Origin of the sequence: Glutamicibacter sp. V16R2B1, from assembly GCF_005774635.1 — a bacterium.
Classification (GTDB): Bacteria; Actinomycetota; Actinomycetes; order Actinomycetales; family Micrococcaceae; genus Glutamicibacter; species Glutamicibacter creatinolyticus.
The window spans coordinates 36,354-60,816 of sequence record NZ_VATX01000009.1; the positions used below are offsets into that span (position 1 = coordinate 36,354).

At 66.0% G+C, this 24,463-nt stretch carries 22 protein-coding genes and 3 tRNA genes; 16 read left to right on the forward strand and 9 right to left on the reverse strand.

What is annotated here, in order from left to right; translation table 11 throughout:
• Positions 1-96 precede the first annotated feature (96 nt).
• A complete protein-coding gene (locus FDN03_RS05755; RefSeq protein WP_138174964.1) occupies positions 97-1,275 on the forward strand; it encodes a globin domain-containing protein in 1,179 nt (392 codons plus the stop codon).
• Between the two features lie 138 nt (positions 1,276-1,413).
• Here the strand turns inward: FDN03_RS05755 and FDN03_RS05760 are convergent, their stop codons facing one another.
• Positions 1,414-2,994, reverse strand: coding sequence for an alpha/beta hydrolase (locus FDN03_RS05760; protein WP_171021140.1), 1,581 nt, complete (start codon positions 2,992-2,994; stop codon positions 1,414-1,416).
• Positions 2,991-3,518: a PadR family transcriptional regulator gene (locus FDN03_RS05765; protein ID WP_054821049.1), complete on the reverse strand. Its 528-nt coding sequence runs from the start codon at positions 3,516-3,518 to the stop codon at positions 2,991-2,993. Before FDN03_RS05765 ends, FDN03_RS05760 begins: the two co-directional genes overlap by 4 nt.
• Before the next feature lie 154 nt (positions 3,519-3,672).
• On the opposite strand from FDN03_RS05765, the gene FDN03_RS05770 reads away from it, so the two are divergent.
• The gene (locus tag FDN03_RS05770; protein ID WP_249354323.1) at positions 3,673-4,602 is read left to right on the forward strand and encodes an EamA family transporter; all 930 of its coding nucleotides are present in this window, start codon (positions 3,673-3,675) and stop codon (positions 4,600-4,602) included.
• Between the two features lie 52 nt (positions 4,603-4,654).
• On the forward strand, positions 4,655-5,857 hold the full coding sequence (locus FDN03_RS05775) for a multidrug effflux MFS transporter (RefSeq protein WP_171021141.1): 1,203 nt from the start codon (positions 4,655-4,657) through the stop codon (positions 5,855-5,857).
• 142 nt (positions 5,858-5,999) lie between these two features.
• Here FDN03_RS05775 and FDN03_RS05780 read toward each other — a convergent pair whose 3' ends face one another.
• Positions 6,000-7,832 carry a phosphoenolpyruvate carboxykinase (GTP) gene (locus FDN03_RS05780; protein WP_138174970.1) on the reverse strand — a complete coding sequence of 611 codons (1,833 nt, stop codon included), beginning with the start codon at positions 7,830-7,832 and terminating at the stop codon, positions 6,000-6,002.
• Between the two features lie 315 nt (positions 7,833-8,147).
• Between FDN03_RS05780 and FDN03_RS05785 the strand changes: the two genes are divergently transcribed.
• From FDN03_RS05785 to FDN03_RS05810, 6 genes are all read left to right on the forward strand, one after another.
• Positions 8,148-8,224, forward strand: a tRNA-Arg gene (locus FDN03_RS05785).
• Positions 8,225-8,489: 265 nt separating this feature from the next.
• Positions 8,490-8,563 (forward strand) — tRNA-Arg (locus FDN03_RS05790).
• Between the two features lie 310 nt (positions 8,564-8,873).
• Positions 8,874-9,992: an alanine dehydrogenase gene (ald, locus tag FDN03_RS05795; protein ID WP_138174972.1), complete on the forward strand. Its 1,119-nt coding sequence runs from the start codon at positions 8,874-8,876 to the stop codon at positions 9,990-9,992.
• 136 nt (positions 9,993-10,128) lie between these two features.
• Entirely contained in the window at positions 10,129-11,187 is a 1,059-nt protein-coding gene (locus FDN03_RS05800) for a hypothetical protein (protein ID WP_138174974.1), read from the forward strand.
• A complete protein-coding gene (locus FDN03_RS05805; protein ID WP_138174976.1) occupies positions 11,184-13,514 on the forward strand; it encodes a YhgE/Pip domain-containing protein in 2,331 nt (776 codons plus the stop codon). Before FDN03_RS05800 ends, FDN03_RS05805 begins: the two co-directional genes overlap by 4 nt.
• The gene (locus FDN03_RS05810; protein ID WP_138174978.1) at positions 13,511-14,113 is read left to right on the forward strand and encodes a TetR/AcrR family transcriptional regulator; all 603 of its coding nucleotides are present in this window, start codon (positions 13,511-13,513) and stop codon (positions 14,111-14,113) included. Before FDN03_RS05805 ends, FDN03_RS05810 begins: the two co-directional genes overlap by 4 nt.
• Positions 14,114-14,193: 80 nt before the next feature.
• Here the strand turns inward: FDN03_RS05810 and FDN03_RS05815 are convergent, their stop codons facing one another.
• Positions 14,194-14,733 carry a histidine phosphatase family protein gene (locus tag FDN03_RS05815; RefSeq protein ID WP_138174980.1) on the reverse strand — a complete coding sequence of 180 codons (540 nt, stop codon included), beginning with the start codon at positions 14,731-14,733 and terminating at the stop codon, positions 14,194-14,196.
• A 120-nt stretch (positions 14,734-14,853) separates the two neighbouring features.
• A complete protein-coding gene (locus FDN03_RS05820; RefSeq protein ID WP_138174982.1) occupies positions 14,854-15,645 on the reverse strand; it encodes a winged helix-turn-helix domain-containing protein in 792 nt (263 codons plus the stop codon).
• Between the two features lie 617 nt (positions 15,646-16,262).
• Between FDN03_RS05820 and FDN03_RS05825 the strand changes: the two genes are divergently transcribed.
• Positions 16,263-17,003, forward strand: a complete 741-nt coding sequence (locus FDN03_RS05825) for a response regulator transcription factor (RefSeq protein ID WP_054821151.1) — start codon at positions 16,263-16,265, stop codon at positions 17,001-17,003.
• Positions 17,000-18,484 (forward strand): ATP-binding protein, encoded by a 1,485-nt coding sequence (locus tag FDN03_RS05830; RefSeq protein ID WP_138174984.1) that lies wholly within the window; start codon positions 17,000-17,002, stop codon positions 18,482-18,484. Before FDN03_RS05825 ends, FDN03_RS05830 begins: the two co-directional genes overlap by 4 nt.
• Before the next feature lie 12 nt (positions 18,485-18,496).
• Here the strand turns inward: FDN03_RS05830 and upp are convergent, their stop codons facing one another.
• Positions 18,497-19,144, reverse strand: a complete 648-nt coding sequence (gene upp, locus FDN03_RS05835) for a uracil phosphoribosyltransferase (protein ID WP_138174986.1) — start codon at positions 19,142-19,144, stop codon at positions 18,497-18,499.
• Between the two features lie 180 nt (positions 19,145-19,324).
• Between upp and tadA the strand changes: the two genes are divergently transcribed.
• The 5 genes from tadA (at position 19,325) to FDN03_RS17015 (ending at position 22,136) form a co-directional block, all read left to right on the forward strand.
• Positions 19,325-19,801, forward strand: a complete 477-nt coding sequence (gene tadA / locus FDN03_RS05840; RefSeq protein ID WP_138174988.1) for a tRNA adenosine(34) deaminase TadA — start codon at positions 19,325-19,327, stop codon at positions 19,799-19,801.
• A gap of 131 nt (positions 19,802-19,932) precedes the next feature.
• A tRNA-Ser gene (locus FDN03_RS05845) sits at positions 19,933-20,023 on the forward strand.
• 317 nt (positions 20,024-20,340) lie between these two features.
• Positions 20,341-20,574, forward strand: a complete 234-nt coding sequence (locus FDN03_RS05850) for a hypothetical protein (RefSeq protein WP_138174990.1) — start codon at positions 20,341-20,343, stop codon at positions 20,572-20,574.
• A 269-nt stretch (positions 20,575-20,843) separates the two neighbouring features.
• Positions 20,844-21,398 (forward strand): YetF domain-containing protein, encoded by a 555-nt coding sequence (locus FDN03_RS05855; protein ID WP_138174992.1) that lies wholly within the window; start codon positions 20,844-20,846, stop codon positions 21,396-21,398.
• A 369-nt stretch (positions 21,399-21,767) separates the two neighbouring features.
• Positions 21,768-22,136, forward strand: coding sequence for a M23 family metallopeptidase (locus FDN03_RS17015; protein WP_349291706.1), 369 nt, complete (start codon positions 21,768-21,770; stop codon positions 22,134-22,136).
• Between the two features lie 38 nt (positions 22,137-22,174).
• Here FDN03_RS17015 and FDN03_RS05865 read toward each other — a convergent pair whose 3' ends face one another.
• From FDN03_RS05865 to glp, 3 genes are read right to left on the reverse strand one after another with little or no spacing between them, the layout of a single operon-like run.
• Positions 22,175-22,444 (reverse strand): DUF6457 domain-containing protein, encoded by a 270-nt coding sequence (locus FDN03_RS05865; protein WP_138174994.1) that lies wholly within the window; start codon positions 22,442-22,444, stop codon positions 22,175-22,177.
• Between the two features lie 52 nt (positions 22,445-22,496).
• Positions 22,497-23,204: a molybdenum cofactor guanylyltransferase gene (locus tag FDN03_RS05870; RefSeq protein WP_138174996.1), complete on the reverse strand. Its 708-nt coding sequence runs from the start codon at positions 23,202-23,204 to the stop codon at positions 22,497-22,499.
• A complete protein-coding gene (gene glp, locus FDN03_RS05875; protein ID WP_138174998.1) occupies positions 23,201-24,448 on the reverse strand; it encodes a gephyrin-like molybdotransferase Glp in 1,248 nt (415 codons plus the stop codon). The genes FDN03_RS05870 and glp overlap by 4 nt, the downstream gene beginning before the upstream one ends.
• Positions 24,449-24,463: the final 15 nt, after the last annotated feature.

The following is a 24,463-nucleotide window of genomic DNA, read 5'->3' on the forward strand; positions in this document are numbered from 1 at the left end:
GGCGTCACGGACTTGCCAATCAGTTCTACGTCGCGTAGAACTTAAGATGTAAATCTTGCATATGGGATGCAAGATAAACCGCCACAAGGAGACCCGATGCTTTCCACTCAATCCCGCCCGGTCATCGAAGCCACCCTGCCGATCATCGCCGAGCGGATTTCCAGCATCACCCCGAACTTCTACAACCGCATGTTTGCCGCGCGTCCGGACCTGCTGGATGGATACTTCTCCCGCTCGAACCAGAAGAACGGCAAGCAGCAGCAGGCGCTGGCCGGTTCCATCGCGGTCTTCGCCTCGCACCTGCTGAACAACCCCGACACCCTGCCCGAGACCATGCTGGCGCGCATCGCCCACAAGCACGCCTCGCTGGGCATCGTCGAGGAACAGTACCCGATCGTTTACGAACACCTGTTCGCCGCCATCGCCGAGAACCTCGGGGACGCCCTGACCCCGGAGATCGCGGACGCCTGGTCCGAGGTCTACTGGCTGATGGCCCACGCGCTGATCAAGATCGAGAAGGGCCTGTACGCCAAGCAGGTCAACGACCACTACTACAGCCTGTGGACCCTGACCGGGCGGGAGGAAACCGCGCCGAGCTCGGTGACCTTCACCTTTGAGCCAGCCGATGACACCCCGGTCACCCCCGCCGAGCCGGGCCAGTTCATTTCGCTGCGCATGCCGATGGCCGACGGCGTCCGCCAGGTCCGCCAGTACACCCTCTCCGGCAATGTCGCCGACACCTCCCGGCGCACCGTGACCGTGAAGCTGGATCCGAACGGTGAGTTCACCCCGATCCTGCACACCCAGCTGAAGGTTGGGGACACCATTGAGATTTCCAACCCCTACGGCGACCTGGTCATCGACCACTCCGGTGAGCCGCTGGTGATCGCCACCGCCGGCATTGGCTGCACCCCGAGCGCCGCCGCCCTGGCCACCCTGGCCGAGAGCAACTCACAGCGTTCGATCACCGTATTGCACGCGGATCAGGAAGCCGACACCTGGGCCCTTCGCGCCCAGATGGTCGAATCCGTGGAGAAGCTGCCCAACGCGACCCTGACCACCTGGTTCGAACGCGGCGAGCTGCCCACCGATGTGAAGAGCACCGCCGGTCTGATGAACCTGAACAATGCCGAGTTCGACCCGAATTCCCACGTCTACCTGTGCGGTCCACTGCCGTTCATGCACGCAGTGCGTGGACAGGCACTGGCTGCAGGCATTCCGGCCGAGCGCATCCACTACGAGGTCTTCGGACCGGATGTGTGGCTGGCCGTCTAGCCACAACACCGCACTCTGGCAGTCCAACGGATCATGGGGGTCCGCTGAGCCGCACGGGTACCAGGCGCGTCCGCGACAGCGGGCGCGCCTTTTCCCTTGTCCCCCGGCCCAGGCCACCGGGGCCGGGGGTGCGGGTCCCTACTTGCCCTGGGCCGGCTTGGCTGCGGCGGGGTCCGCGAGCCGGGTGTGGACCTTGCCCTCGGTGACCCAGCGGCGGACCACGGAGTTGAAGAACACCGGATCCTCGATGTTCCACTGGTGGTGCAGGTTCGGAACCAGGCGGGTGACCGCCTGGGGCAGCAGGGTCTGCAGCGGCGCGAAGGAGCGCTGGACCACCTTCGGCTCCTTCGCCCCGGCCAGGATCAGCACCGGGCCGGTGAAGGCCGCCAGGTTCGCCGGCAGCCCTCCCGGGTCCAGCTCGTCCATGATGGCGCGCAGGTTGGCCGGTTTCAGGGCCAGGCCATGGGACGCGAACAGGTCGCGTTCGTCATCGACCATGCCGTGCGCGCCGGCCTGGAAACGCCAGTACCATTCGTTGCCCAGCAGTTTGAGCTGCATCCGGCTCAACGCCCGGGCCGGGGCGGGCACCCCGGCCACCGGGGTGCCGGTGATCATCAGGGATTCCACCAGTTCCGGGTGGCGGGCGGCCACGTGCAGGGCGATCACCCCGCCCAGGGACATCCCCACCAGGTGCACCCCGCCCTCGGCGACCTCATCGGCGATCAGCGCCGCCACGTCATCGGCCGCGGACTCCAGTCCCTGCCAGGGCTCCTCGCTGCGGGCCCCGAACGCCGGAAGGTGCAGGGTGAGGATGTGGAAGTCCCCCAGCGCCAGCACCTGCGGATCCCAGGACCAGTTGCCGACGTTCCCGCCATGCAGGAACACAATGGTTTGCGGGGTCTGGTTGCCGCTGTGGCGGCGCACCGGATGCACCTCCGGGTAGTCGCCCGGCCCCTTGCCGTCGACCCGGGTGGGGGTGGCGGGCCTGGCGGCGGCCGCCGGCTTCGCCGTCGCGCCGGTGCCGGACTTCTCCGCCACCGGGCCGGCCTGCGGCTTGCGCCCGAACCCCTGTCCGGCAAGCAGCCGGCCGTTTTTGACCTTGTCGGCCAGGTGGCTCAGCGCGGATCCCTCACGGCTGGGGCCGCTCGGGGACTTGACCACGCCCGGACGCTGCCCGGTGCCCGGCTTGGGTTGTTCACCGATCGGTTCACCGGCCCTGAGCTTGCCGGCCTTGGCCGCCTGCGCTGGGGCGGAGCTGTTCACCGGGTCGGTGGGCTTGGGCCGCGGCTCGGCGGCCGACTGCTTCGAGCCCTCCTGTGCCGCCTTGCTCTTCGCCGGCTTGCTCTTCGCTGGCTTGGTCGGCGACGACTTCTGGGGTGCCGGCTCCTGCCCATCGGGGGCCGGCTGACCGGAGTCCTTCGCGGTGGGGACCTTGGCGGCCGGTTTTTCCTTCACCGGCTCCTTTGCTGCGTCCGGCTTTGCCGCACTTGCCTTGGCGGCAGCTGTCTTGTCTGCCGCGTCTTGGGGCCGGTTGCCCTTGGCCTGGTTGCCTGCGGCGGTGGCGTCCTTGGTCTGCGGCGCTGCCTGCTGAGGTTTACCCTCGGCTGGCTGCCTATTGCCGGTCTGTTGCCCGGCCGCCGTTGGCTGCTCGCCGGCGGGCTGGCCGGTCGGTTTCTTCTGGTTCGGGCCCAGGCCCTCGGGGTTCTTCTTATCAGTCATGGCAGGTACTCCATTACCGCGTCGAGCCATTCAATTTCGGCCACCTGCTGGCGGATGGCGTGGTCCAAGGTGGCGGCCATCAGGAAGCTGCGCCGGTCGGCGGCCGCACGCATGTCGATGCCCTCCCGCTGGGAGAGGTAGTCATCCAGGGTGGACTGGGTCTGATCCCGCCGGGTGGCCAGCAGGTCCTGGATTTCCTCGCGTTCGAGTTCCGCGGCGAAGAACACCTGGCCCATGAACGGGTCGCGTTCGGTGCCGCGGGCCACCCCGTCCCCCAGCCACTGGCGCAGCGCCTGGCGGCCCTCGGGGGTGATGTGGTGTTCCTGGCGGTCCGGGTAGTTGCTTTGCGGCACGGTGCGCACCGTGGCGTAGCCCTTGTCCACCAGCTGGGCCAGCGTGCGGTAGATCTGCGCCTTGTCGGCGTTCCAGAAGTGGTTGATGGAGGAGTCAAAGTGCTTCTTCAGCTCGTAGCCGGTCATCGGCGACAAGCACAACAACCCGAGGATCAATCGCGCCAAAACCATGTGACTATACTTTCACAGGTAGGGGAGTTTGCACCCACCGGTGCGCCGTGAGCGCAACGAATTCTTTACTCAGGCTCAAGTCGGAGCGCATCCTCCATCCGTCCTCCGGCTCCCCGGGATGTGACGTCCCGCCCCGTCCCAAAGGAGTGAGCTGTTGTCCACGAACAACAATGCGCCGGCGTTGGCCCCGGCGCACCCCGGCGCACGGGCGGCACTGTATGTGCTGATCGGCTCGTTGGGGATCCAGCTCTCCTCCGCCGTGTCCGCGAGCATGTTTGATTCGCTGGGCTCCCCGGCGGTCAGCTCGCTGCGCCTGGTGCTGGCAGCGCTGATGCTGCTGGCGTTCTTCCGTCCCCGGCTCACCGGGCGCAGTGCCCGGCAGTGGGCGGCCATTGCCGGCTACGGGGTCGCGATGGCAGCGATGAACCTGCTGCTGTACAAGGCCATTGAGCATTTGCCGCTGGGGATCGCGGTGACCCTTGATTTCCTGGGCCCGGCCATTGTGGCGTTGGTGCTCAGTCGGCGCGTGCGCGAGGCCCTGTGGGCATTGCTGGCCCTGGCCGGCGTGATCCTGATTGCCGGGCCCGGCGGCTATTTCGATCTGCTGGGCTTCGCCTTCGGTCTGGGTGCGGGACTGTGCTTTGCCCTGTATACGCTGCTGGCGGAGAAGGTCGGCAAACAGGATTCGGAGTCGATTTCCTCCCTGGCCCTTTCAGTCGCGGTTGCGGCGCTGGTCAGCCTGCCCTTCGGGGTTCCACGGGTGGCGGAGGTCTCCGGCGGGCAGTGGATGATGCTGGCGCTCAGCGCGCTGATCGGGGTGGCCATCCCCTACGCGGTGGACACCCTGGCGGCCCGGATTTCCTCGGCCCGCGTGATTGGCACCCTGTTCGCCATTGACCCGGCCATGGGCACGCTGATCGGGTGGCTGCTGCTGGATCAGGCCCTGTCGCCGGTGGCGCTGGCGGGCATTGGGCTGGTTGCGCTGGCCGGGGCGTGCGTGGCCTGGTTGGAGGGCCCCGACGCCACGGCCTCCAATCCCCCGGCTCCCGGTGACCCCGTGGGTGCCCGAACGGGCGCTTCGTAACCTGCCAGGCCGGCCGCGGTCCCCGACCAGGGCCACATTTAGAATGGCAGATATGTCATCTTCCCCCTCCGCCTCCCGGCTGACCGCTGCCCTGTTCATGGTGATCGTGCTGTTGGGCACGACCGGGCCGCTGGCCACGGACATGTACCTGCCCTCTTTCCCTGCCATGCAGGACGAGTTCTCCACCACCGCCTCGGGGGTGCAGCTGACGCTGACCACCTTCCTGATCGGGATGGCGCTGGGGCAGCTGCTGTGGGGCGCGTTCTCCGACCGCTGGGGACGGACCATTCCGCTGCGCTACGGAACGCTGTTGTTCGTGCTGGCCTCGATCGGTGCCGCACTGGCCCCGAGCCTGCCCACGCTCATTGCCGCACGCGGCATCCAGGGCGTGGGTGCTGCGGCGGGCCTGGTGATTTCCAAGGCCATCGTTTCCGACGTCACCTCCGGGCCGCGCACCGCACGCATCTTTTCGATCCTGATGACCATCGGCGGGGTCGCTCCGGCGGTCGCCCCGATCCTGGGTGCCGCGGTGGCCCATGCCGGGGGCTGGCGCGCGGTGCTGTGGGTGCTTGCCGGGGCGGCGGGGCTGATGGCCCTGGGCTCGTTTGCGGTGGTGCGTGAAACCCACCCGGCCGCGGCCCGTTCCACCGGGGCACTGTTCGGGCCGTTGGGGACGGTGCTGACCCAGCGCCGGTTCGTGGGCTACATGGTCCAGTTCGCGGCGACTTTCGGAGCGATGATGGCCTACATTTCGGCTTCCCCGTTCCTCTACCAGAACGTCATGGGATTCAGCCCCACCGGTTATGCCCTGTGCTTTGGCGTCAACTCACTGGGCCTGATTCTTTCCGGCCTGATCTCCGCCCGGTTGGCGCTGCGGGTTCCGTTGCGCCGCACGGTGGGGGTGGCCCTGGTGATCCTGCTGGTTTCCGGCCTGGTGATGCTCACCTTGGTGTTTTCCGGGGTGCGCTCCCCCATCCTGGCGGTGGTGATCTTCTTTATGGTGGCTCCCGTTGGCCTGGTCATGGGCAACACCACCGGCCTGGCCCTGGAGGAGGTGCGACGCACCTCGGGCAGCGGCTCGGCTGCGCTGGGTTGCGCACAGTTCCTGGCCGGCGCGCTGGTCAGCCCGCTGGTGGGGCTGGGCGGGGAAGATTCCCCGGTCGCGTTCTCGGTGACCGCACTGGTTGGGCTGCTCCTGGCGCTGGGCGCCTACTGGTCCACCTCCGACGCGCGGCATCGCCCCCGTCGTGCCTAGTTTCCTACCCTCTTCCCGGTGCGGGCTGTGTTCCCCGGGAACTTGGCGCCCCGGGAACTTGCCGGTGGACGAGCGCTTAAAACACCTACCCCGCGGAATCAATGATTCTTCCGCGGGGTAGGTGTTGTGTCCGGGTGCCCGGTTAGGCGCTCAGGCGCTCCTTCAGGCCGTCAAGTTCGGCGCGCAGCGAGTCCGGCAGTGCCTCACCGAACTTGGCGTACCATTCCTCGATGCTCTCGACTTCCTCGAGCCATTCCTGGATGTCAACCTTCACGGCGACCTCCACGTCATCCGAGGTGAAGCCTTCCAGACCGGTCAGGTCCAGGGAATCACCGGTCGGCACGTAGCCCACGGCGGTTTCCTTGGCCTCGGCGGTGCCCTCGATGCGCTCAATGACCCACTTCAGCACGCGGGAGTTGTCCCCGAAGCCGGGCCACGCGAAGCCGCCCTCGGCGGTGCGGCGGAACCAGTTGACCAGGAAGATCTTGGGCATCTGTTCCGGGTTCAGCTTCTGCGAGATGCGGTCCCAGTGGTTCAGGTAGTCACCGGCGTTGTAGCCGATGAACGGCAGCATCGCCATGGGATCGCGGCGCACCACGCCGGTGGCCCCGGAGGCGGCGGCGGTGGTCTCCGAGGAGAGGGTCGAGCCCATGAAGATGCCGTTGGTCCAGGTGCGGGCCTCGGTCACCAGCGGGATGGTGGTCTTGCGGCGGCCGCCGAAGAGGATCGCATCGATCTTCACGCCGTCCGGGGAGTAGTATTCCTCGGCGAGCATATCGACCTGGTCGATCGGGGTGCAGAAGCGGGAGTTCGGGTGGGCGGCCTTGCGCCCGGAATCCGGGGTCCAGTCATTGCCCTTCCAGTCGATCAGGTGGGCTGGGGCCTCGTCGGTCATGCCTTCCCACCACACGCCGCCCTCATCGGTCAGCGCGACGTTGGTGAAGATCGAGTTGCCCTTGGTGATGGCGCGCATGGCGTTCGGGTTGGTGGACCAGCCGGTGCCCGGGGCGACGCCGAACAGGCCGTACTCCGGATTCACGCCGCGCAGTTCACCGTTCTTGCCCGGACGCATCCAGTTGATGTCATCGCCCAGGGTTTCGGCCTTCCAGCCGTCGATGGTCGGGTCCAGCAGCGCGAGGTTGGTCTTGCCGCAGGCCGAGGGGAAGGCGGCAGCGATGTTGTAGGACTTGCCCTGCGGGCTGGTCAGCTTCAGGATCAGCATGTGCTCGGCCAGCCAGCCTTCGTCGCGGGCCATCGCCGAGGCGATGCGCAGCGAGTAGCACTTCTTGCCCAGCAGCGCGTTGCCGCCGTAGCCCGAACCGTAGGACCAGATGGAACGCTCCTCGGGGAAGTGCACGATCCACTTCTCCTCGTTGCACGGCCAGGCCACGTCCTTCTGTCCCGGCTCCAGCGGGGCACCGACGGTGTGCATGGCCGGAACGAAGAAGGCGTCCTCGGCTTCCATCTTGCGCAGGACCTCATCGCCAATCTTGGCCATGATGCGCATTGAGGCGACCACGTAGGCCGAGTCGGTGATTTCCACACCGTAAGCAGGCTGCTCGGCATTCAGCGGTCCCATGACGAACGGGATGACGTACATGGTGCGTCCACGCATGGCGCCATCGAACAGTCCGGTCAGGCGCTCCTTCATGACCTTCGGGTCTTCCCAGTTGTTGGTGAAGCCCGAGTCCTCCTCCTTTTCGGAGCAGATGAAGGTGCGCTCCTCGACGCGGGCCACGTCCGCCGGGTCGGAGAAGGCCGCGTAGGAGTTCGGGAAGTTCGGGTCGGTGAGCTTGACCAGGGTGCCGGCTTCAACCAGCTCGCCGCACAGGCGGTCGTTCTCCTCCTGGGAGCCATCCACCCAATAGATACGATCAGGCTTCGTCAGTGCCGCAACCTCCTCAACCCAAGCCGCCAACTTCGCGTGGGTGGTCGGTGCTGCATCGAGTACGTTCTGATCGGAGCTGGTGCTCATTATCCATTCCCTCCATTGGGCTGAACTTGCAATAGTTCAAGGCTAGGGGGTCAACGTTTTCGGCCGCTTGTGACCCAAGCCGCAGAATCCGGGGATGGTCAACATCGTTAGAATAAAAACACCGTGAATTCGGGGAAGATTGGTGCGCCAACCAGCTTTTACTGTGACGAAGGTCACGTAGACCGGTACCCTTTTCGGTCCTCAATAAAAGTAAAAAACCGAGATATCGGCGCCCCGCCGAGCCAATTTGGAGGCCGGGCGGTTGGCCTGTATAGTTATTCGAGGTTCGCACCTGCGGGCCAAATAAAAGAATACGCGCCCATAGCTCAGCTGGATAGAGCGTCTGTCTACGGAACAGAAGGTCAGGGGTTCGAATCCCTTTGGGCGCACCAGCAAATCCCGGAACATCGCAACGGCGAGTTCCGGGATTTTTTGTTCCCGCCCTCAGCGCCCAAGGAGGCCCATCCACCCGGGCGCCCTCGCTCCGCCCCGTCGGATCCTGTCACATCTTTCTCGTGCCAAGCGAGGAACCCGGGCCCACGCACTGGACTGGAGGACGTGGATGTGAATCGCGGCACTTTGAACCGTTCCGGTTCGCTAGCCCGCCTTCGCCCGTGTATAGTTATTCAAGTCGTCACGACGACAACAACTCAATAAGCGCCCATAGCTCAGCTGGATAGAGCGTCTGTCTACGGAACAGAAGGTCAGGGGTTCGAATCCCTTTGGGCGCACAGGTTCAAGAATCCCGGGAAGCTTTCAAGCTCCCGGGATTCTTGCTTATAACCTAACTCCCCTGCTCCCCGATGCCGCTCCGACCCGGGAGCGCTTGTCCGGCTGGCTTTGATCCCCTTATTTGTTGCAGGCATTGGCGCTTGGTACCGCCTTCGCATTCGCGAACCCAAGGGGCGGTCATGCCCCAGAGCCACCTGAAGCTGTTCTCTTCTTTGTTGCGTCATCTTCGAGCACACTTCAGAGCCCGAACGTATCGTGGAGGATTAACACTTCAGGGCTTGACTGCTCGCCGCCAAGGAGGAACGTTCCATGATCATTGCCGTGCCCAAGGAATCAAAGAACAACGAGCACCGGGTGGCGATCACCCCGGCCGGTGTTGCCGAATTCGTTGCCCACGGCCACGAAGTGGTCATCGAAACCCAGGCGGGCATCGGCTCGGGCATCAGCGATGAGCAGTACAGCCAGGCCGGCGCCCGCCTGGTTCCAGATGCGGCTGCGGCCTTCGAAGTCGGAGAACTGGTGCTCAAGGTCAAGGAGCCAACGCCCAGCGAATACCCGCTGCTGCGCGAGAACCAGGTCCTTTTCACCTACCTGCACTTGGCCGCCTCCCGGGAATGCACCGACGCCTTGCTCACCGCGGGAACCACCGCGGTCGCCTATGAAACGGTCACCCGGGGTCGGACGCTGCCGTTGTTGGCGCCGATGAGCGAAGTCGCCGGACGGCTGGCGGCGCAGATCGGTTCCGTCACCCTATTGCATCCATCGGGCGGTTCCGGGATCCTCATGGGCGGGGTGCCGGGCACCCGCCCGGCCAAGGTCGTGGTCATCGGTGGTGGCGTGGCCGGCGAGAACGCCGCGGTCGCCAGCGCCGGACTTGGCGCCGACGTCACCGTCATTGACGTGAACCTGGCCCGGCTCAAGGAAATCGACACCGCCAACGCCGGACGCGTCAAAACCCTCGCATCCACCAAGCTGGCCATCGCCGAGCAGGTCGCCGACGCGGACCTGGTGATTGGCTCGGTGCTGATCCCCGGAGCCGCAGCACCGAAGCTGGTGACCCTGGACATGGTTCAGCGGATGCGTCCGGGCTCGGTGCTGGTGGATATCGCGATTGATCAGGGCGGCTGCTTCGAAGGCTCGCGGCCCACCACGCATGACGATCCGACCTTCAAGGTCCACGATGCACTGTATTACTGCGTGGGCAACATGCCCGGCGCCGTGCCGCAGACGTCGACGGCGGCCCTGACCAACGCAACCCTGCCCTACGCCCTGCGCATCGCGAACAAGGGCTGGGCGCAGGCCATGCGGGAAGACGAGGGCCTGGCCAACGGCCTGAACACCCACGCCGGAAAGCTGACCCTGGAATCGGTAGCCACCGAGTTTGGCTACCAGTACACTCGGAGCCAAGAGCTGCTGTCCGGTAGCTAAGGGCCCGCGTTCGGACGTAGTGCCGCAGCCGCAGAAGCTGACCGCATCACCGGCATGACCTGTGAAACTCCTGCGTGTGAGTGAGAAAACAGCCTTACTAATTGAACTGACCGGTCAGTTCAATTAGTCTTGTTTCATGCTTTTTGCTGACTCTGTTTCCGTGGACGGACGCCACGGCGTCATCTGCCCTCCAACCACCGTGCGAGTAGAGCGCGGAGAGGTGGTCTTGGTAGTCGCCGAACCGGCGCTCTCACGCACCGCACTAAGCCTGGTGCTCTCCGGACGCATGAAGCCCAGCTCCGGCACGGCCAGCTGGGAAGGCAAGGACAGCCTGAAGCTGCTGCGCAAGCACAGCGCGCTGGTGGACTCACCGGAAATCAACGCCCCGGAACCCCACCTGAAGGTGCGCGACCTGGTGGCCGAGGACCTCTCCCTGGTGCCGGTGCCGATCTGGCGCAAGCGCGGCATTGACTCCTGGCTGAATCAGCACGGATTTTCCGAGGTGGCCGGCGAATGGGTGGATGCCCTCGATCCGCTGACCCGCCTGGACATCATGGCGCGGCTGAGCGAGGAGTACCACCAGGTGCGCTTGTCGGTCTTCGACTCTCCCGACCGCCACCGTCTGGAGGACTCCAGCTGGCTGGACCTGCTGGAGTCCATGGCCCAGTCCCGCCGCAAGCCGGCGGTCGTGGCCGTGGTCTCCCGGGTCCCCGATGACTGGCATGGCCCGGTGTTCTTCATGGGTGAGCAGGATGTCGAACCGCAAATGCACCTTCCGCACGATTCGGCACATGCGCAGGACGATGCCGACGCAGGCGAGCACGCCGTGCCCGAACAGGCCGGGCAGAACCAGGATGCGGAGCAGACGGTGGCCATTGATGCCCTGCTGGGCGAGCACGAGGACACCGAGCACATCGAGGTGGACGCTCCTGCCGACGGCGATGAACCGGACGCTCCGAAACACAAATCCGAGGACCCGGGGCCCGAACCGGTGGAACAAGCAGCCGGCGACATCGAGCCGGATCACGAACCGCAGCATCTGGCCCCGCCGGCGGGCGAGGCTCCCCCGGCCCTAGCCGAAGCCACCGAGACCGAGCCGGCCAGGGACACCGAGCCGGGCGAGCATGCCCAGCCCCACGACCCGGCGATCAACCCAAAACCTGAGACCACTTCCCGCGCGGAGGACACCAAATGACGATTCTGCGACTGGCTCTTTCCGAGCTGCAGCGCATGACCCGCGGCACCCTGCCCAAGCTGGCGATTATCGCCCTGAGCTGTGTACCGCTGCTGTACGGGGCCATGTACCTCTATGCCAACTGGGATCCGCAGTCCCACCTCTCCGGCGTGCGCGCCGCCCTGGTCAACCTCGATGAGGGAGCCGAGAAGTCCGGCAAGGACCTGAAGGTCGGTGAGGATGTCACCGAGTCCCTGCTGGAGGACGGCACCTTCGGCTGGGAGTTGGTGGGTTCCGAGCAGGAAGCCTATGAGGGCGTGGCCAACGGCGACTACTCGTTCGCCATGACCATCCCCAAGGACTTCTCCGCCAACCTGGCCTCCCCGGCCGACTTCGACAAGGCCAAGCAGGCCCAGCTGAAGATCACCACCAATGACGCCAACAACTTCATGGTGGGCACCTTCGCCGACACCCTGGCCAATGAGGTGCACAACTCGGTGGCCAAGGAAGTGGGCACCCAAACCGCCGACTCGATGATCGCCGGATTCGTGGACATCCACTCCTCCATGGCCGACGCCGCTGATGGCGCAGGCCAGGTCTACGACGGCACCCTGCAGCTGAAGGACGGGGTCGCCACGCTTTCGGACGGCACCAAGCAGCTGGTCGACGGCGGCAAGCAGCTGGCCGACGGCACGGTGGAACTGCACGATGGCACCAAGACGCTGAAGCAGGGCACCGGGGACCTGGTCAAGGGCCAGACCCAGCTGCGCGACGGCGCCAAGGAACTGTCCGCTGGCACCGGGGACCTGAAGAAGGGTGCAGACCAGCTGGCCGCCGGGCTCAACGAAATGAAGAAGCAGACCGCCCCGCTGCCCAGCTCCGCCAAGCAGCTGAACGACGGCGCCCAGCAGGCCGCGAAGGCCGCCAAGCAGCTGGCCGCCGGCTCCCGCCAGGTCGCCGACGGCAACGCCCAGCTCAATGACAAGGTCAGCGAGGCCGCCGAGGTCATCACCGCGCTGGAAGCCGATGCGGACAAGCGCCTGCAAACCGTGGAGAAGAAGAGCCTCGAACGCATCCAGCAGTTGGTGCAGGAAGGAAAGATCGATCAAGCTGACGCCGAAAAGCTGATCGACACCGTCTCCAGCTCAGTGGACGAGGCCGCGGCCAACTCGCAGGTGATCCAGCGCGCCAAGGAAATCAAGGCGCAGCTGAAGACCGCCCAACAGCAGATCCAGCAGCTGGCTGACGGCTCCGAGCAGGTCGCCCAGGGCAACAAGCAGCTCTCGGCGGGGCTGGACACCCTGGCGGACGGCACCGCACAGCTAAACGCCGCGGTGCCCACCCTGGTCAAGGGCATCTCCACCGCCGCCACCGGCGGCAACGACCTGGCCGCCGGTGCGGCGCAGCTCAACGACGGCGCCAAGACGCTGTATGCCGGGCAGCGTGACGCGCTGGCCGGGGCGAAGCAGCTGGATTCGGGGGCCAAGGAACTGAACGCCGGTGCCGCCGAACTGCAAACCGGCAGCGCCCAGCTGTACACCGGCCTGAAGGACCTGCAAAGCGGCGTGGGCGATCTGGGCAAGGGCTCCAACGACCTGGCCGACGGTTCCGGGGAACTGGCCACCGGCCTGTCCGACGGCACCAAGGAAATCCCGAATCCGGATGACCCGACCCGCGAGCACCTCTCCGAGGTCATCGGTGACCCGGTGGCCGTGGACCGCACCGACCAGGCCAAGGCCGGCGCGTACGGCGAGGGCCTGGCGCCGTTCTTCATCACCTTGGCCACCTGGATTGGCGCGTTCATCCTGACCCAGGTGATGCGCCCGATCACCAAGCGTGCCCTGGCCTCCAACGGTCGGGACTGGAAGATCGCGCTGGGCGGCTGGATGCCGTTCTTCCTGCTCTCGGTGATCCAGTCCAGCCTGCTGTACGCGGTGGTGCTGTTCTGGCTGGGCCTGGACACCGCCCACCCGTGGATGACCTGGGGCCTGCTGGCGCTGGCCTCCATGGCCTTCACCGCGATCATTCAGGGCATCACCGCCCTGCTGGGCGCGGCCGGCAAGTTCGTGGTGCTGGTGCTGATGGTGCTGCAGCTGGTGACCGCCGGCGGCACCTTCCCGTGGGAGACGCTGCCTGAGCCGCTGCACGTGCTGCACCGCATCCTGCCGATGGGCCATGTGGTTGCCGGCCTGCGCCACCTGGTCTACGGCGCGGATCTGGCGCTGCTCTCCGAAGTGGTGCTGGGCCTGATCGGCTACACGCTGCTGGGTCTGGCGCTGAGCACCCTGGCGGTGCGCAAGCACAAGACCTGGACGTTGAAGACCCTGCAGCCGGAGCTGGTCGTATGACCGGCGAGGCGGTCGGGCGCCCCCGGGTGCGGGCCACCGATTCCAAGGAACGGCTGTTCGCGGCCTCCATGACCCTGTTGGGGCACCGCGGCATCAACGCGGTCTCGGTGGATGAGATCGCCCGGGCCGCAGGGGTCTCCAAGGGCACGGTGTACTACAACTTTGGCTCCAAGGACTCGATGATCGGCGCCCTGCTGGCCTTTGGCGCCGACATCCTCCTGGAGGAGCTGGAACAGTACGCCGAACAGTCCGACGGGCTGCAGGCCCTGGAGGCCATGGTGGTCAGCGCCTTCCGCTTCGTGGAGCGCTACCCGTCCTACGCCCAGCTGTGGATCAGTGAGCAGCAGCGCTCCGAAAGCCTGTGGGGTGAACAGCTCAGCGACTTCAGGGAACAGATCACCGCGCTGATCCGCCAGGTGCTGCGCCGCACCGTGCAGGTTCCCGAGCCCCTGCTGCAGGTGGCGGCCAGCGCGATGTTTGGCGCGACGCTGCTCACCGCCCGGGAACGCGCGGTAACCACCCCGATGCCCCGGCTGGAGGTCTACGTACAGGCGGTGCTGGCCACCGTGCACGGGCTGGAGCGCGCTGCCGCCGGATAACCTGGCCCAGGCTCTCCCACCGACCGAACCAACTAACCTCGATCCCGTGACACCGCCTGCGGTGTCACGGGATCTTTTTGCTAGGGCCGGGGCACCACGAAGTGCGTCACGGCTGCGTCCCGCGCATCCAGGTGCGAATACGGTTCGGCGGTTTCCATGACCGTCATCCCCAGGGTGGGGTAGTTCATGGCCAGCTCGTAGACGGCCTCCTGGTCCGAGTCCTTGGAGGCCAGGCGCAGCGCCAGTTCCTGCAGCACCGGCTGGTGACCAATGACCAGCAGCGTGGAGACCGTATCGGGGGTTTCGTTGATGATCGAGCACAGCCCGGAGGTGCCCGCGGAGTAGATGCGGGAGTCAATGTAGGGGGTGGGCGCCTTCTCCCCCAGTTCGGAGAGCACCCAGGCACAGGTGGAGCGGGTGCGCAGCGCATCGGAGCACAGGATGTAGTCCGGGATGAGGTTATTCTCCACCAACCAGCGGCCCGCCGCCGGCGCCTCCCGGTCACCGCGGGCACCCAGCGGACGGTCGTGGTCCGCCACCCCGAGCGGGTAGTCCGCCTTGCCGTGCCGCAGCAGGATCAGCCGCCGGGCCTGTGCAGTGTTCTTGCCTCCAGCATTCATGCCACCAGCTTACGGGGTCACCGTCCCGGGCCCGCTTAAACGCCGAACGGGCGGGCGTACCTCCATGCCAGGAGCACGCCCGCCCGTTGGACGGTGTGGCCGTTCTGCGACCAGCTGATGCTAGATCGAGTATTCCGGGGCGGCCCAGACGACGACCTCGGGGTGTTCGTAGAAGCGGTAGCCCTGCCCGCGCACGGTGCGCACGGTGTTGGCCAGGCGGCCCAGCTTCGAGCGCAGGCGGCGGATGTGCACGTCGATGGTGCGCTCGTTGGGCACCTCTTCGGCGTTGCGCCACAGGTTTTCCAGCAGTTCCTCACGGCCCACGGTGCGGGTGCCGTTTTCGACCAGGAAGTTCAGCAATTCGAACTCCTTGAAGGTCAGGTTCAGGGTCTCCCCGTCCAGGTACACCTCGCGGCGGGACAGGTCGATCAGCACGCCGGAGGGCCGTGGGGTACTGGGACGGTTCTCGGTGCGGGCGCGGCGGTTGACCGTCGGGTCCCCCAGTGCCTGGCGGACCACGTCAATGGCTTCACCCTGCGCGGTGGCCGGTGCCAGGGCGACCGCGGCGTGGGTCTGCGCCTGCGGGGACAGGGTGGCCAGGAACGCGCGCACCTGGGTGGCCAGCTTGCCCAGCGAGGTGCCGTTAGCCTGCGCGGTGGCCTCATCGAGTCCCACGTACAGGACGAACCCGCGGGCTGTGGTGTCCGCGCTGCCCGAGCCGGCGCCGGTGGCCTGGACCGGGGCTGCGGTCTGATGGCGTGAAATATCGCGCGGCTCATGGTTGGTGGATACGGCGCGCAGTGGGCGGTAGCCTGCCGGGGCATAGCCGCCAGCTGTCGAACGCTGTGCTGCAGCAGCACGGTTCTGCGCGTTGCGAATTGAAACGTGTACGTATCCGGATCCAGCCGTCATGTTTTTCCTCTAACTATGCGAAGGCCAAGTGATTTGGCGCTGATGCTTCTTGTTTGCTTGTTGCTTGCGCCGCGGGCGTCCTTCTCTACACCCACGACAGTTGGTTTCCCGCCAGCGGCTGGATCGCGACGAAAACTAGGTTTCCGCTACTGCGAGCTGACCGCTGACGCAAAGCATTCGAGAACAGCACTGGGGACCGGACCACGGGAACCGTGACCTGCCTGTTTTGCTGTTCTGCGCCTGACTCACCCCTCCAGTTTCCCCGTAACAATTGGAACTTGCAAGTAACAATCAACCCCCATGTCCACGATGCGAGACAAAGCCATCCATTTGTGACCTTTGCCACTTTGAACAAATGTTTCCGTTAACCGTTTAACTAGCCACGCATTGCACAATGATACGACGAGGATCGATCAATCTGACTACCCTATACATTGCCATGAATAAGCATTCAGCGCTGGACGCTGTTCACGATGCAAACATTCGCCCAGAGGTGCTCTTGACCAAATATTCGGCTATCTGCAAGGCTTCGCACCGCATAAAATCGGGCTTGGGGGCACAGCAAGCACACAGGTAAAACACAAAGTCAGCCCAATGGCATGGGGGAAGGTAAGACCATGAACGATTCGCGTTTCTCTCCTTCACAGCTCCCACGGCTCACCCACCCGGACGGCACCGCCATCAAGGTCCTGGTGGTCGACGACGAACCGTCGCTGGCCGAGTTGGTGTCCATGGGCACCCGGATGCTCGGCTGGGAATCGGCGATCGCGCACGACGGGCCCGAAGCGGTGGCCACCGCCCGCAACTTCGCCCCGGATGTCCTGGTCCTGGACTGGATGCTGCCCGGCTTCGACGGGCCCGAGGTGCTGCGCAAGGTGCGCACCTACTTCCCGGAGGTCCCGGTGCTGTTCCTGACCGCCAAGGACGCGGTGGAGGACCGCATCGAGGGGCTGGGAGCCGGGGCCGATGACTATGTGGCCAAGCCCTTCAGCCTCGAGGAGGTGCTCATCCGGCTGCACCGGCTGGTCGAACGCTCCGGAGCCACCAGCGCGGACGCCTCCGAACTGGTGGTGGGCGATCTGGTGTTGAACCTGGATTCGCACGACGTATCCCGTGCCGGGCGGGCCATCTCGCTGACCGCCACCGAATTCGACCTGCTCTCCTACCTGATGAACAACGCCCGCCGGGTGGTGTCCAAGTCGCAGATCCTGGACAACGTCTGGCACTACGACTTTGACGGCCAGGCGAACATCGTCGAACTGTACATCTCCTACCTGCGCAAGAAGATTGACGTGGACGCCGAACCGATGATCCACACGGTGCGCGGCGTGGGATATGTCCTGAAGCCGGCGGCATGAGCCTGTTCTCCCCCGCCACCAAGCACACCCCCTACAACCTGCAGCGCCGCCTGCTGGTGATCCTGCTCGGCGCCCTGACGATGGTGTGTGTGCTCATTGGCCTGCTCTACAACGCCGGCATGCGCCAGACCCTAATGGCGCAGCTGAATGAGCAGCTCTCCCAGGCGGCGAACCGTGCCGCCACCTACTCCACCCCGAAGAACTCCCCCGATGACCTGTTCGCGCCCGGGCAGGCCTCGGGCACCTTGAACGTGCGCTTCGTGGACGGCAAGCTGACCTTCGGGGCCTGGCTGGATGAACGCACCGGTGAACGCATCACGATCACCGACGCGGACATCGACCCGCTGCTGTCCCTGGAGGTCAACTCCCGCCCGGTGATCCGCAAGCTCTCGATCGGGGACTATGTGCTGGTCGCCCGCCCGGACCAGGGCTCCGGAGGCATCCTGATCACCGGGCTGCCCACCGAGCCCACCGAATACGCGTTGCGGGAGATGGCCTGGTTGACCCTGGTGATCAGCGTGCTGACCGTGATCAGCACCGGCCTGGCCGGCACCTGGGCCATTGGCCGGTCCTTCAACCCGCTCAAACGCGTGGCCGCGGTGGCTTCCTCCGTGGCGCACACCGACCTGGAATCGGGCAAGGTGGAGCTGACCCAGCGGGTCTCCCCGCACGATGCGATCCCGGGCACCGAAGTGGGCAACGTGGGCCAGGCGCTGAACGCGCTGATCGACAATGTGGACAGCGCGCTGAAGGTGCGTGAGCGTTCCCAGGGGCAGATGCGCCAATTCGTGGCCGATGCCTCCCATGAGCTGCGTACCCCGCTGTCGGCGATCCGCGGCTACACCGAGCTGCTGGCCGCCACCGAGCACTTCTCCGATGACGGGCGGCGCGCGGTCGATCGGGTGCTGGAGCAAAGTTCACGCATGAGCGCCCTGGTGGAGCAGTTGCTGCTGCTGGCCCGGCTGGAGGAGGAAACCTCCTACAAGCTCTCCCGGGCGAACCTGGTGGACCTGGCCCGGGAAATCACCGACGACTTCACGGTCACCGCCCCGGATCACCGGTGGACGTTCATCGCCACCCAGGACGAGGTGGCGATCAATTGCGACTCCTCGGCGCTGCGCCGGGTCATCACCAACCTGCTGGGCAATGCACGCAAGCACACCAGCGTGGGCAACTCCGTGACGGTCAGCGTGCTGGCCGATGCGGACGTGGGACAGGCGGTGCTGCGGGTGCAGGACACCGGCGAGGGCATTGACCCCGAGTTCCTGCCGCATGTCTTTGAACGCTTCACCCGGGCCAACGCTGCCCGTTCGGGTTCCGACGGCACCACCGGCCTGGGCCTGCCCATCGCCAAGAGCATCGTGCAGGCGCACCGCGGCACCATCACGGTCACTTCCCAGCCCGGGGACACCGTTTTTGAGGTGCGGCTGCCGCTGGCCGATACGCAAACGCCGCCTGCGGCAAAAACCGAGGCGGCGTAGGGGCCAGAAGGCCTAGTGCATGGGCGGGGTCACGCCGTACAGGCGGTCCCCGGCATCCCCCAGCCCGGGAATGATGTAGGCCTTCTCATCCAGGCGCTCGTCCAGGGCGGCCAGCACCAGGTGGACCCGCTCGTCCTCGCCGTGGATCTCGCGCAGGCGCTCGATCCCCTCCGGGGCGGCGATCAGGCAGATGCAGGTGACCGAGGCGGCCCCGCGCTCGAAAATGAACTTGATGGCTTCGGCAAGGGTTCCGCCGGTGGCCAGCATCGGATCCAGCACGAAGACCTGGCGTCCCTGCAGGTCGTTCGGGACCCGGTCGGCGTAGGTGATGATGTCCAGGGTCTCGTCATTGCGGGCCATGCCCAGGAACCCGACCTCGGCCGTGGGCACCAGGCGGGTCATCCCCTCCAGCATGCCCAGCCCGGCGCGCAGGATCGGCACCACCAGCGGGGTGGGCTTTGCGAAGGCAATTCCGGTGGTCGTGGCCACCGGGGTCACGACCTCGACCTCTTCGGTCTTCACCTCGCGGGTCGCCTCGTAGGCCAGCAGCGTGACCAGTTCCTCCGTCAGCTGCCGGAAGGTCGGCGAAGCCGTGTTCTTGTCTCGCAGGACCGAAACCTTGTGTGCCACCAGCGGGTGGTCAACTACCTGTACGCGCATAGGCAAAAATCTACCAGCCGCCCACCTGCCCCGACGAGCCCCTTACCCGAGATTCGGGCACTGAATCCGGCCAATGTGCCCAACCGAACAAGCCCGGGAGGTTTTGGGAAGCTCCGGGCACCGTTGTCACCCCAGCTCGCGCACGCCGGTGGCACTGCGCAACGTAAAGTGGGTGACACTATGGTGCAAGAACACGAGAAGTGGATGCGGCTGGCACTGGATGAGGCCCGGGCCGCGCTGGCCACCGATGATGTGCCCATCGGTGCCGTCATTCTCTCCCCCGACCAGCAGGTGCTGGCCTCCGGGCGCAATGAGCGCGAGGCCGGCGGAGATCCGACCGCACATGCCGAGGTGGTGGCCATCCGCAATGCCGTTCGCGCCCTGCAGGCCCGCGGCACGGATGATGGCTGGCGGCTGGAGGACTGCACCTTGGTTGTCACCCTGGAGCCCTGCGCGATGTGCGCCGGCGCCATTGTCCTTTCCCGCATCCCAAAGCTGGTGTTCGGGGCCTGGGATGAGAAGGCCGGAGCCTGTGGTTCGGTATTCGATATCGTGCGCGAACCCCGACTGAACCACTGGGTCGAGGTGTACCCCAGGGTTTTGGAAGCTGAATGCGCTCAACTGCTGCTGGATTTCTTCCGCGCCAAGCGCCGCTAGAACCTTGCCGGCGCAAACAGTTACGGCTGACCCACACGGATAGCCGCCATGTGGTTCTGGCCACTTCGCCATCCAATCGGCCCTCGTTGTTTTGGTTTTCAGCTTTCCTTCGTTGTAGAGTTATCAGGTCTGGTGACGTGTCCGAGCGGCCGAAGGTGCAACACTCGAAATGTTGTGTACGGTAACCCCGTACCGTGGGTTCAAATCCCACCGTCACCGCCACGATGAACCCCGTAGGTCATGAATCTACGGGGTTTTTCTCTTCCTGAATTCAAAGTGCGGGCATGGAACCGAGTTGTTGGCTGAGTCAAAATGTCGGCTTCGACGTGCACAATCAACCTCATCGCCCCGATCCGGAAACGCACCAGAAAAAGCGGCCACTCTCCTGCACGGGAAACGATAATCAGAGGAAGGAAGTGCAAGGGAACGAGCTAGTCTCCGTCGTTTGCTTGCCACGGCACCCTTACCGCAGTGAGCCAGCATGATCACGCGTGGCCGCGAGCGGGAAGTGAGCAGCTCCAGAAGCCAGAACGCGAAATATGGCAACTGCCCGTGTCGCCCGGCAAACACAGCTGGCAATTCTCAACACCATGAAGAAGATCATCACGCACCGCTTCACCATCATCATGGTCCTGACCGGACTGCTCATGGGCGCCATGACCTTGATAGGCGGCCACGCATACCCGGTTGCGTTCGGCGCACTCTGGATTTGCTTCGCCATCGCCCTCGGATTCGCAGCAGTGGGCATCAAGAAGGATCTGAATAATGGGTGAGCCCGTTGTAAGGCCCCGATTTAACTAGGGCCAAATCGCCAAAAGATTCGCGACGCGCAGGTCCCCGTAGGACCAAACACTCTCATGTTCACAACCCATGACATTAGAGGTTCCGGGTCCTCTCCGTCTCATGCGCTGGTGGTCTGCTCCCCGATTGCGACCGATTCGGTTGCGCTTTGTCCTGGGTTCAATTCGGTCGGGTGCCTGCCCTATTGAGAGGATGGGTTGGGGCGAAAGCACTCCAGCGATGAGGTTAGAGGGGATTCTTTGTGTGGCATGATTTCGGACTAACTTGGGCCGACGCCGGGCGCGTGGTGCTCTCCGCGATTGCGCTATACGTTCTGGTGCTCGTGGCGATCCGAGTGCTCGGTCAGCGCACGATGGCTAACCTGTCCAGCTTTGACCTTGCCGCGGTGGTGGCTTTCGGCGCCGTCATCGGGCGTGCGATCCTCGGCTACACGCCCACACTGGCCGCCGGGGCGCTGGGCTTGGTGACCCTGTTGGTTCTGCAGGCCCTCACCGGTCAGCTGCGCCGATTTCCACGGGGCCGGGCCGCAGTCAACAACAAGGCGTACCTGCTGATGGCCGGGGAAGAATTCATCACCGCGAATCTGAAGCGCACTCACGTCTCGGAAAGCGAGCTGCTCTCCCGGCTGCGCTTGAGCGGGGTCCGCAACCGCTCGGAAATCGCCTGCGTCATCCTCGAACCCACCGGGCAGATCAGCGTTCTGCGCACCGGAGTGCCCATTGAACCGGAGTTCCTGGAGAATGTCTCCGGCGCCGAACTGATTCCGAAGGCTTTCCTGGCCCCACACGAAGCCTAGGCGAAACAACGGAAGATCAGCTCCACAGCACCGCAGTCCGGCTCGGCAACCCCGTGCTCACCGGCAAATTCCAGACGGTGATGCAAGAATGCGGGCAACACGCAAATGACCGAGCCACGGGGTTGCCATGACAGCGCAGATCGACCTGGACTACCCATTCACCGGCAGGTGGCTGGTGCAAAATAGTCCGGCCAACCGTGTGCCGAGCCATGGAACGACGTTGTTCGCCAGTTCCCATGCCATCGATTTTGTGCCCGTGGGTGACAGCGGGCGCCGTGCCCCACTGACGTGGAACACCTGGCGTGGGCGCGAACCGGCTGCCGCGTTCCCTGGCTTTGGCCGCAGGGTACTGGCCCGTGCGGCGGTCGGGTGATCGCCGTTGAGCACGCCATCCCGGATCATCAAGCCCACCGCGCCCTGGCCTCGGTTGGCTACGCGCTGGGCCAGCGCGCCCGGGTCCGCGCCGGCTGGCCGGGACTGGCCGGCAACCATGTGATGATCGAGCACGACGGAATCATCGTGGCGCTTTGCCACCTCATGCAGGACAGCGTGAAGGTGGAGGTGGGACAACACCTCGCTCCCGGGCAGCCCGTGGGACGCTGCGGCAATACCGGCAACAGCACCGAACCGCACCTGCACCTGCAGGCAATGGATGGCCCGCAGCCCGGCCGTGCTGCCCCGGTACCGATTACGTTCCACGGCCAGCTGCCCCACAACCGGCAGATCCTGGACCTCTAGAAGGCCCTGCTGGCCGGGTAGCACCTCACCAGATCTTCCTACTGGGGGTTTTCCTGCTCCCACCGGTGGGCCCGCTCGGTCAGCTGGCCGGCGAGCGCCGCCAGCGAGCCCTGTTCGCCCGCGCGTCCCAGGGCGAGGCCCAGCAGGAAGGTGCTCAAGGGGGCCGCGGGGCGCGCAACGTCGTGGGCGACGTGCTTGGCGACGTCCAGGATGGTGGCAATGTCCACCTCGTTTTCATCCAGGCCCAGTTCGGCGGCGGCTGCGCTCAGCCATTCATCCAGGGCCTCCGGCGGGAGATGCTGTGCCATTTTCGAATTCCTTTCACGGCCACCCTTTGCGTGGCGCTGGTCGTGTTCTCGCTCAGTTTGGTGTGGGTGGGGCCGACGCTTGGCGGCCGGCCCCAGGTTGCCCGGGGCCGCGCGCGTCGTCCGGCTCCACCGGTTTCGTGCTTTGCCGCGCGGTGGCCAGGGCCTGCGGGGTGTCGATGTCGTCGCTGAGTCTTTCACCCACCGGAATCCGGTGCAGCTCCAGCTCACCCAGGACCCGGCGCAGCGGCGCGTTGGCCACCTCATCCCCGAGCCGTTTACAGGCGGCGGTGATCGCGGCGGTGCGATAGTAGCCGGCCAGCCACTGCAGGTGGCCTTCCTCGTCCTCCAGCAGCGCCCCATCCCCCAGCTCCATGCCGCTGGCGGTGCGCAGCGCGGTGGCCACCGCCAGCGGGTGCTGCAGGTCGCAGGCCAGCACCATGACCCATTCGCTGTCCACGGCGCGGATCCCGGCGGCCAGTGCCGCCAGCGGTCCACCGTATGCTGGTTCCTCGCGCACGACCCGGTCCGCGTCGGTTCCGGCGTGCGGTGGGCCGATGACGACCACCTGGTTTGCTCCGGCGCTTCGTGCCGCGGTGATGACCCGGTCCACCAGCCGTTGTCCGTGCAGGGTCAGGGCCGCCTTGTCCGCCCCGCCCAGGCGGGTGCCGCGCCCGCCGGCCAATACCAGGGCGTCAAATCCGGCGCCCGCCTCCGGCGTGTTCGCTGGCCGCTGGTTCCCTGGCGCAGGTGCTTCCGTCATGGTTTAACCCGCAACACTTCGACCTGGTCTCCGGCCTGCACGTCTCCCTGTGTGGGCCCGACCAGGGCGTAGCCCTCGGCCGCCCCGAAGCCGCCCACTGAATGGGAGATCGCCTGGGCCTGTACGGCCGGGGCGCACAATTGCGGGTTCACCGGGTCAAAGACGACAGGCAGCACCTGCAGGCGCCCCACCGGGGATTTCCATCCCACGGCCGCGGTGGCGCGCAGCCGGGGCCGGCGCAGTTGCGCGTTGCCCTGCAGGGCGCGCAGGGCCGGACGCACAAAGAGCTCGAATCCGACCGCGGCGCTGACCGGGTTGCCGGGCAGGGCGAACATCATCGCCCCGGATTCCAGGCGTCCGGCGCACTGCGGGGCTCCGGGACGCAGGGCCACCCGCACCGCCCGCACCCCCGGCTCGTCCTGCAGCACCTGGCGCATCACGTCGTGGGTACCGGGGCCCACCCCGCCGGTGGAGATCACCACATCGTGGCTGGCCCCCAACCGGGCGAGTTGTTCACGCACCAGGTCGGTGTCATCGGTGCAGCGCTGCACGGTGATCTGGGTGATGCCGGCTTCGGTGAGCAGCCCCTGCATCAGCCAGGAGTTCGATTCGGGAATCTGCCCGCGCTGCAGCACCGCGCCCACCTCCTGCAGTTCCGCGCCGGTCACCAGGACCGCGGCGGTGGGCAGTGGGCGCACCAAGAGCCGTTCGGCCCCGGCGGCGGCCAGCGCGGAGAGCAGTGCCGCGTCCACCTGCTGTCCGGCGGCGGCAACCAGGTCCCCGGCGGCCCGGTCCTCACCGCGGTGCCGGATGTCCTTGCCCGGCTGGACCTCACGCAGGATCGTGACCTGCCCGGTGCCCCAGCGCTGCCCGTCCTCGCCCAGGGTGTCCTCCACCCGCAGCACGGCGTCCGCGTCGGTGGGCAGCGGCGCCCCGGTCATGATCCGCACCGCCTGCCCGGGTTCCAGGGCCGGGTCCTGGGTGCTGCCGGCCGGGATTTCGCCCAGCACGCGCAGGGTGACCGGCGTGCTGCCACTGGCTCCGAGGGTGTCGGCGGCACGCACCGCGTACCCGTCCATGGCCGAGTTGTCCCACAGCGGCAGCGGGTGGCGGGCGGCGAAGTCCTCGGCCAGCACGGTGCCGTACAGGTGGTGGAAGCCGTTGGCCAGGCTGTATTGCCGGGCCGGCAGGGGGCTCAGCTGATCCAGGATCCACTCCAGGTGCGCTTCGGGGGTCAGGGCCATCTGCGTCCTTTCGGT

What these genes read in the sequence shown, in the direction of transcription:
- FDN03_RS05755 (WP_138174964.1), top strand. Translation starts at nt 97, where the DNA reads ATGCTTTCCACTCAATCCCGCCCGGTCATCGAAGCCACCCTGCCGATC.
- FDN03_RS05760 (WP_171021140.1), bottom strand. Translation starts at nt 2,994, where the DNA reads ATGACTGATAAGAAGAACCCCGAGGGCCTGGGCCCGAACCAGAAGAAA.
- FDN03_RS05765 (WP_054821049.1), bottom strand. Translation starts at nt 3,518, where the DNA reads ATGGTTTTGGCGCGATTGATCCTCGGGTTGTTGTGCTTGTCGCCGATG.
- FDN03_RS05775 (WP_171021141.1), top strand. Translation starts at nt 4,655, where the DNA reads ATGTCATCTTCCCCCTCCGCCTCCCGGCTGACCGCTGCCCTGTTCATG.
- FDN03_RS05780 (WP_138174970.1), bottom strand. Translation starts at nt 7,832, where the DNA reads ATGAGCACCAGCTCCGATCAGAACGTACTCGATGCAGCACCGACCACC.
- ald (WP_138174972.1), top strand. Translation starts at nt 8,874, where the DNA reads ATGATCATTGCCGTGCCCAAGGAATCAAAGAACAACGAGCACCGGGTG.
- FDN03_RS05800 (WP_138174974.1), top strand. Translation starts at nt 10,129, where the DNA reads ATGCTTTTTGCTGACTCTGTTTCCGTGGACGGACGCCACGGCGTCATC.
- FDN03_RS05805 (WP_138174976.1), top strand. Translation starts at nt 11,184, where the DNA reads ATGACGATTCTGCGACTGGCTCTTTCCGAGCTGCAGCGCATGACCCGC.
- FDN03_RS05810 (WP_138174978.1), top strand. Translation starts at nt 13,511, where the DNA reads ATGACCGGCGAGGCGGTCGGGCGCCCCCGGGTGCGGGCCACCGATTCC.
- FDN03_RS05815 (WP_138174980.1), bottom strand. Translation starts at nt 14,733, where the DNA reads ATGAATGCTGGAGGCAAGAACACTGCACAGGCCCGGCGGCTGATCCTG.
- FDN03_RS05820 (WP_138174982.1), bottom strand. Translation starts at nt 15,645, where the DNA reads ATGACGGCTGGATCCGGATACGTACACGTTTCAATTCGCAACGCGCAG.
- FDN03_RS05825 (WP_054821151.1), top strand. Translation starts at nt 16,263, where the DNA reads ATGAACGATTCGCGTTTCTCTCCTTCACAGCTCCCACGGCTCACCCAC.
- FDN03_RS05830 (WP_138174984.1), top strand. Translation starts at nt 17,000, where the DNA reads ATGAGCCTGTTCTCCCCCGCCACCAAGCACACCCCCTACAACCTGCAG.
- upp (WP_138174986.1), bottom strand. Translation starts at nt 19,144, where the DNA reads ATGCGCGTACAGGTAGTTGACCACCCGCTGGTGGCACACAAGGTTTCG.
- tadA (WP_138174988.1), top strand. Translation starts at nt 19,325, where the DNA reads ATGGTGCAAGAACACGAGAAGTGGATGCGGCTGGCACTGGATGAGGCC.
- FDN03_RS05850 (WP_138174990.1), top strand. Translation starts at nt 20,341, where the DNA reads ATGGCAACTGCCCGTGTCGCCCGGCAAACACAGCTGGCAATTCTCAAC.
- FDN03_RS05865 (WP_138174994.1), bottom strand. Translation starts at nt 22,444, where the DNA reads ATGGCACAGCATCTCCCGCCGGAGGCCCTGGATGAATGGCTGAGCGCA.
- FDN03_RS05870 (WP_138174996.1), bottom strand. Translation starts at nt 23,204, where the DNA reads ATGACGGAAGCACCTGCGCCAGGGAACCAGCGGCCAGCGAACACGCCG.
- glp (WP_138174998.1), bottom strand. Translation starts at nt 24,448, where the DNA reads ATGGCCCTGACCCCCGAAGCGCACCTGGAGTGGATCCTGGATCAGCTG.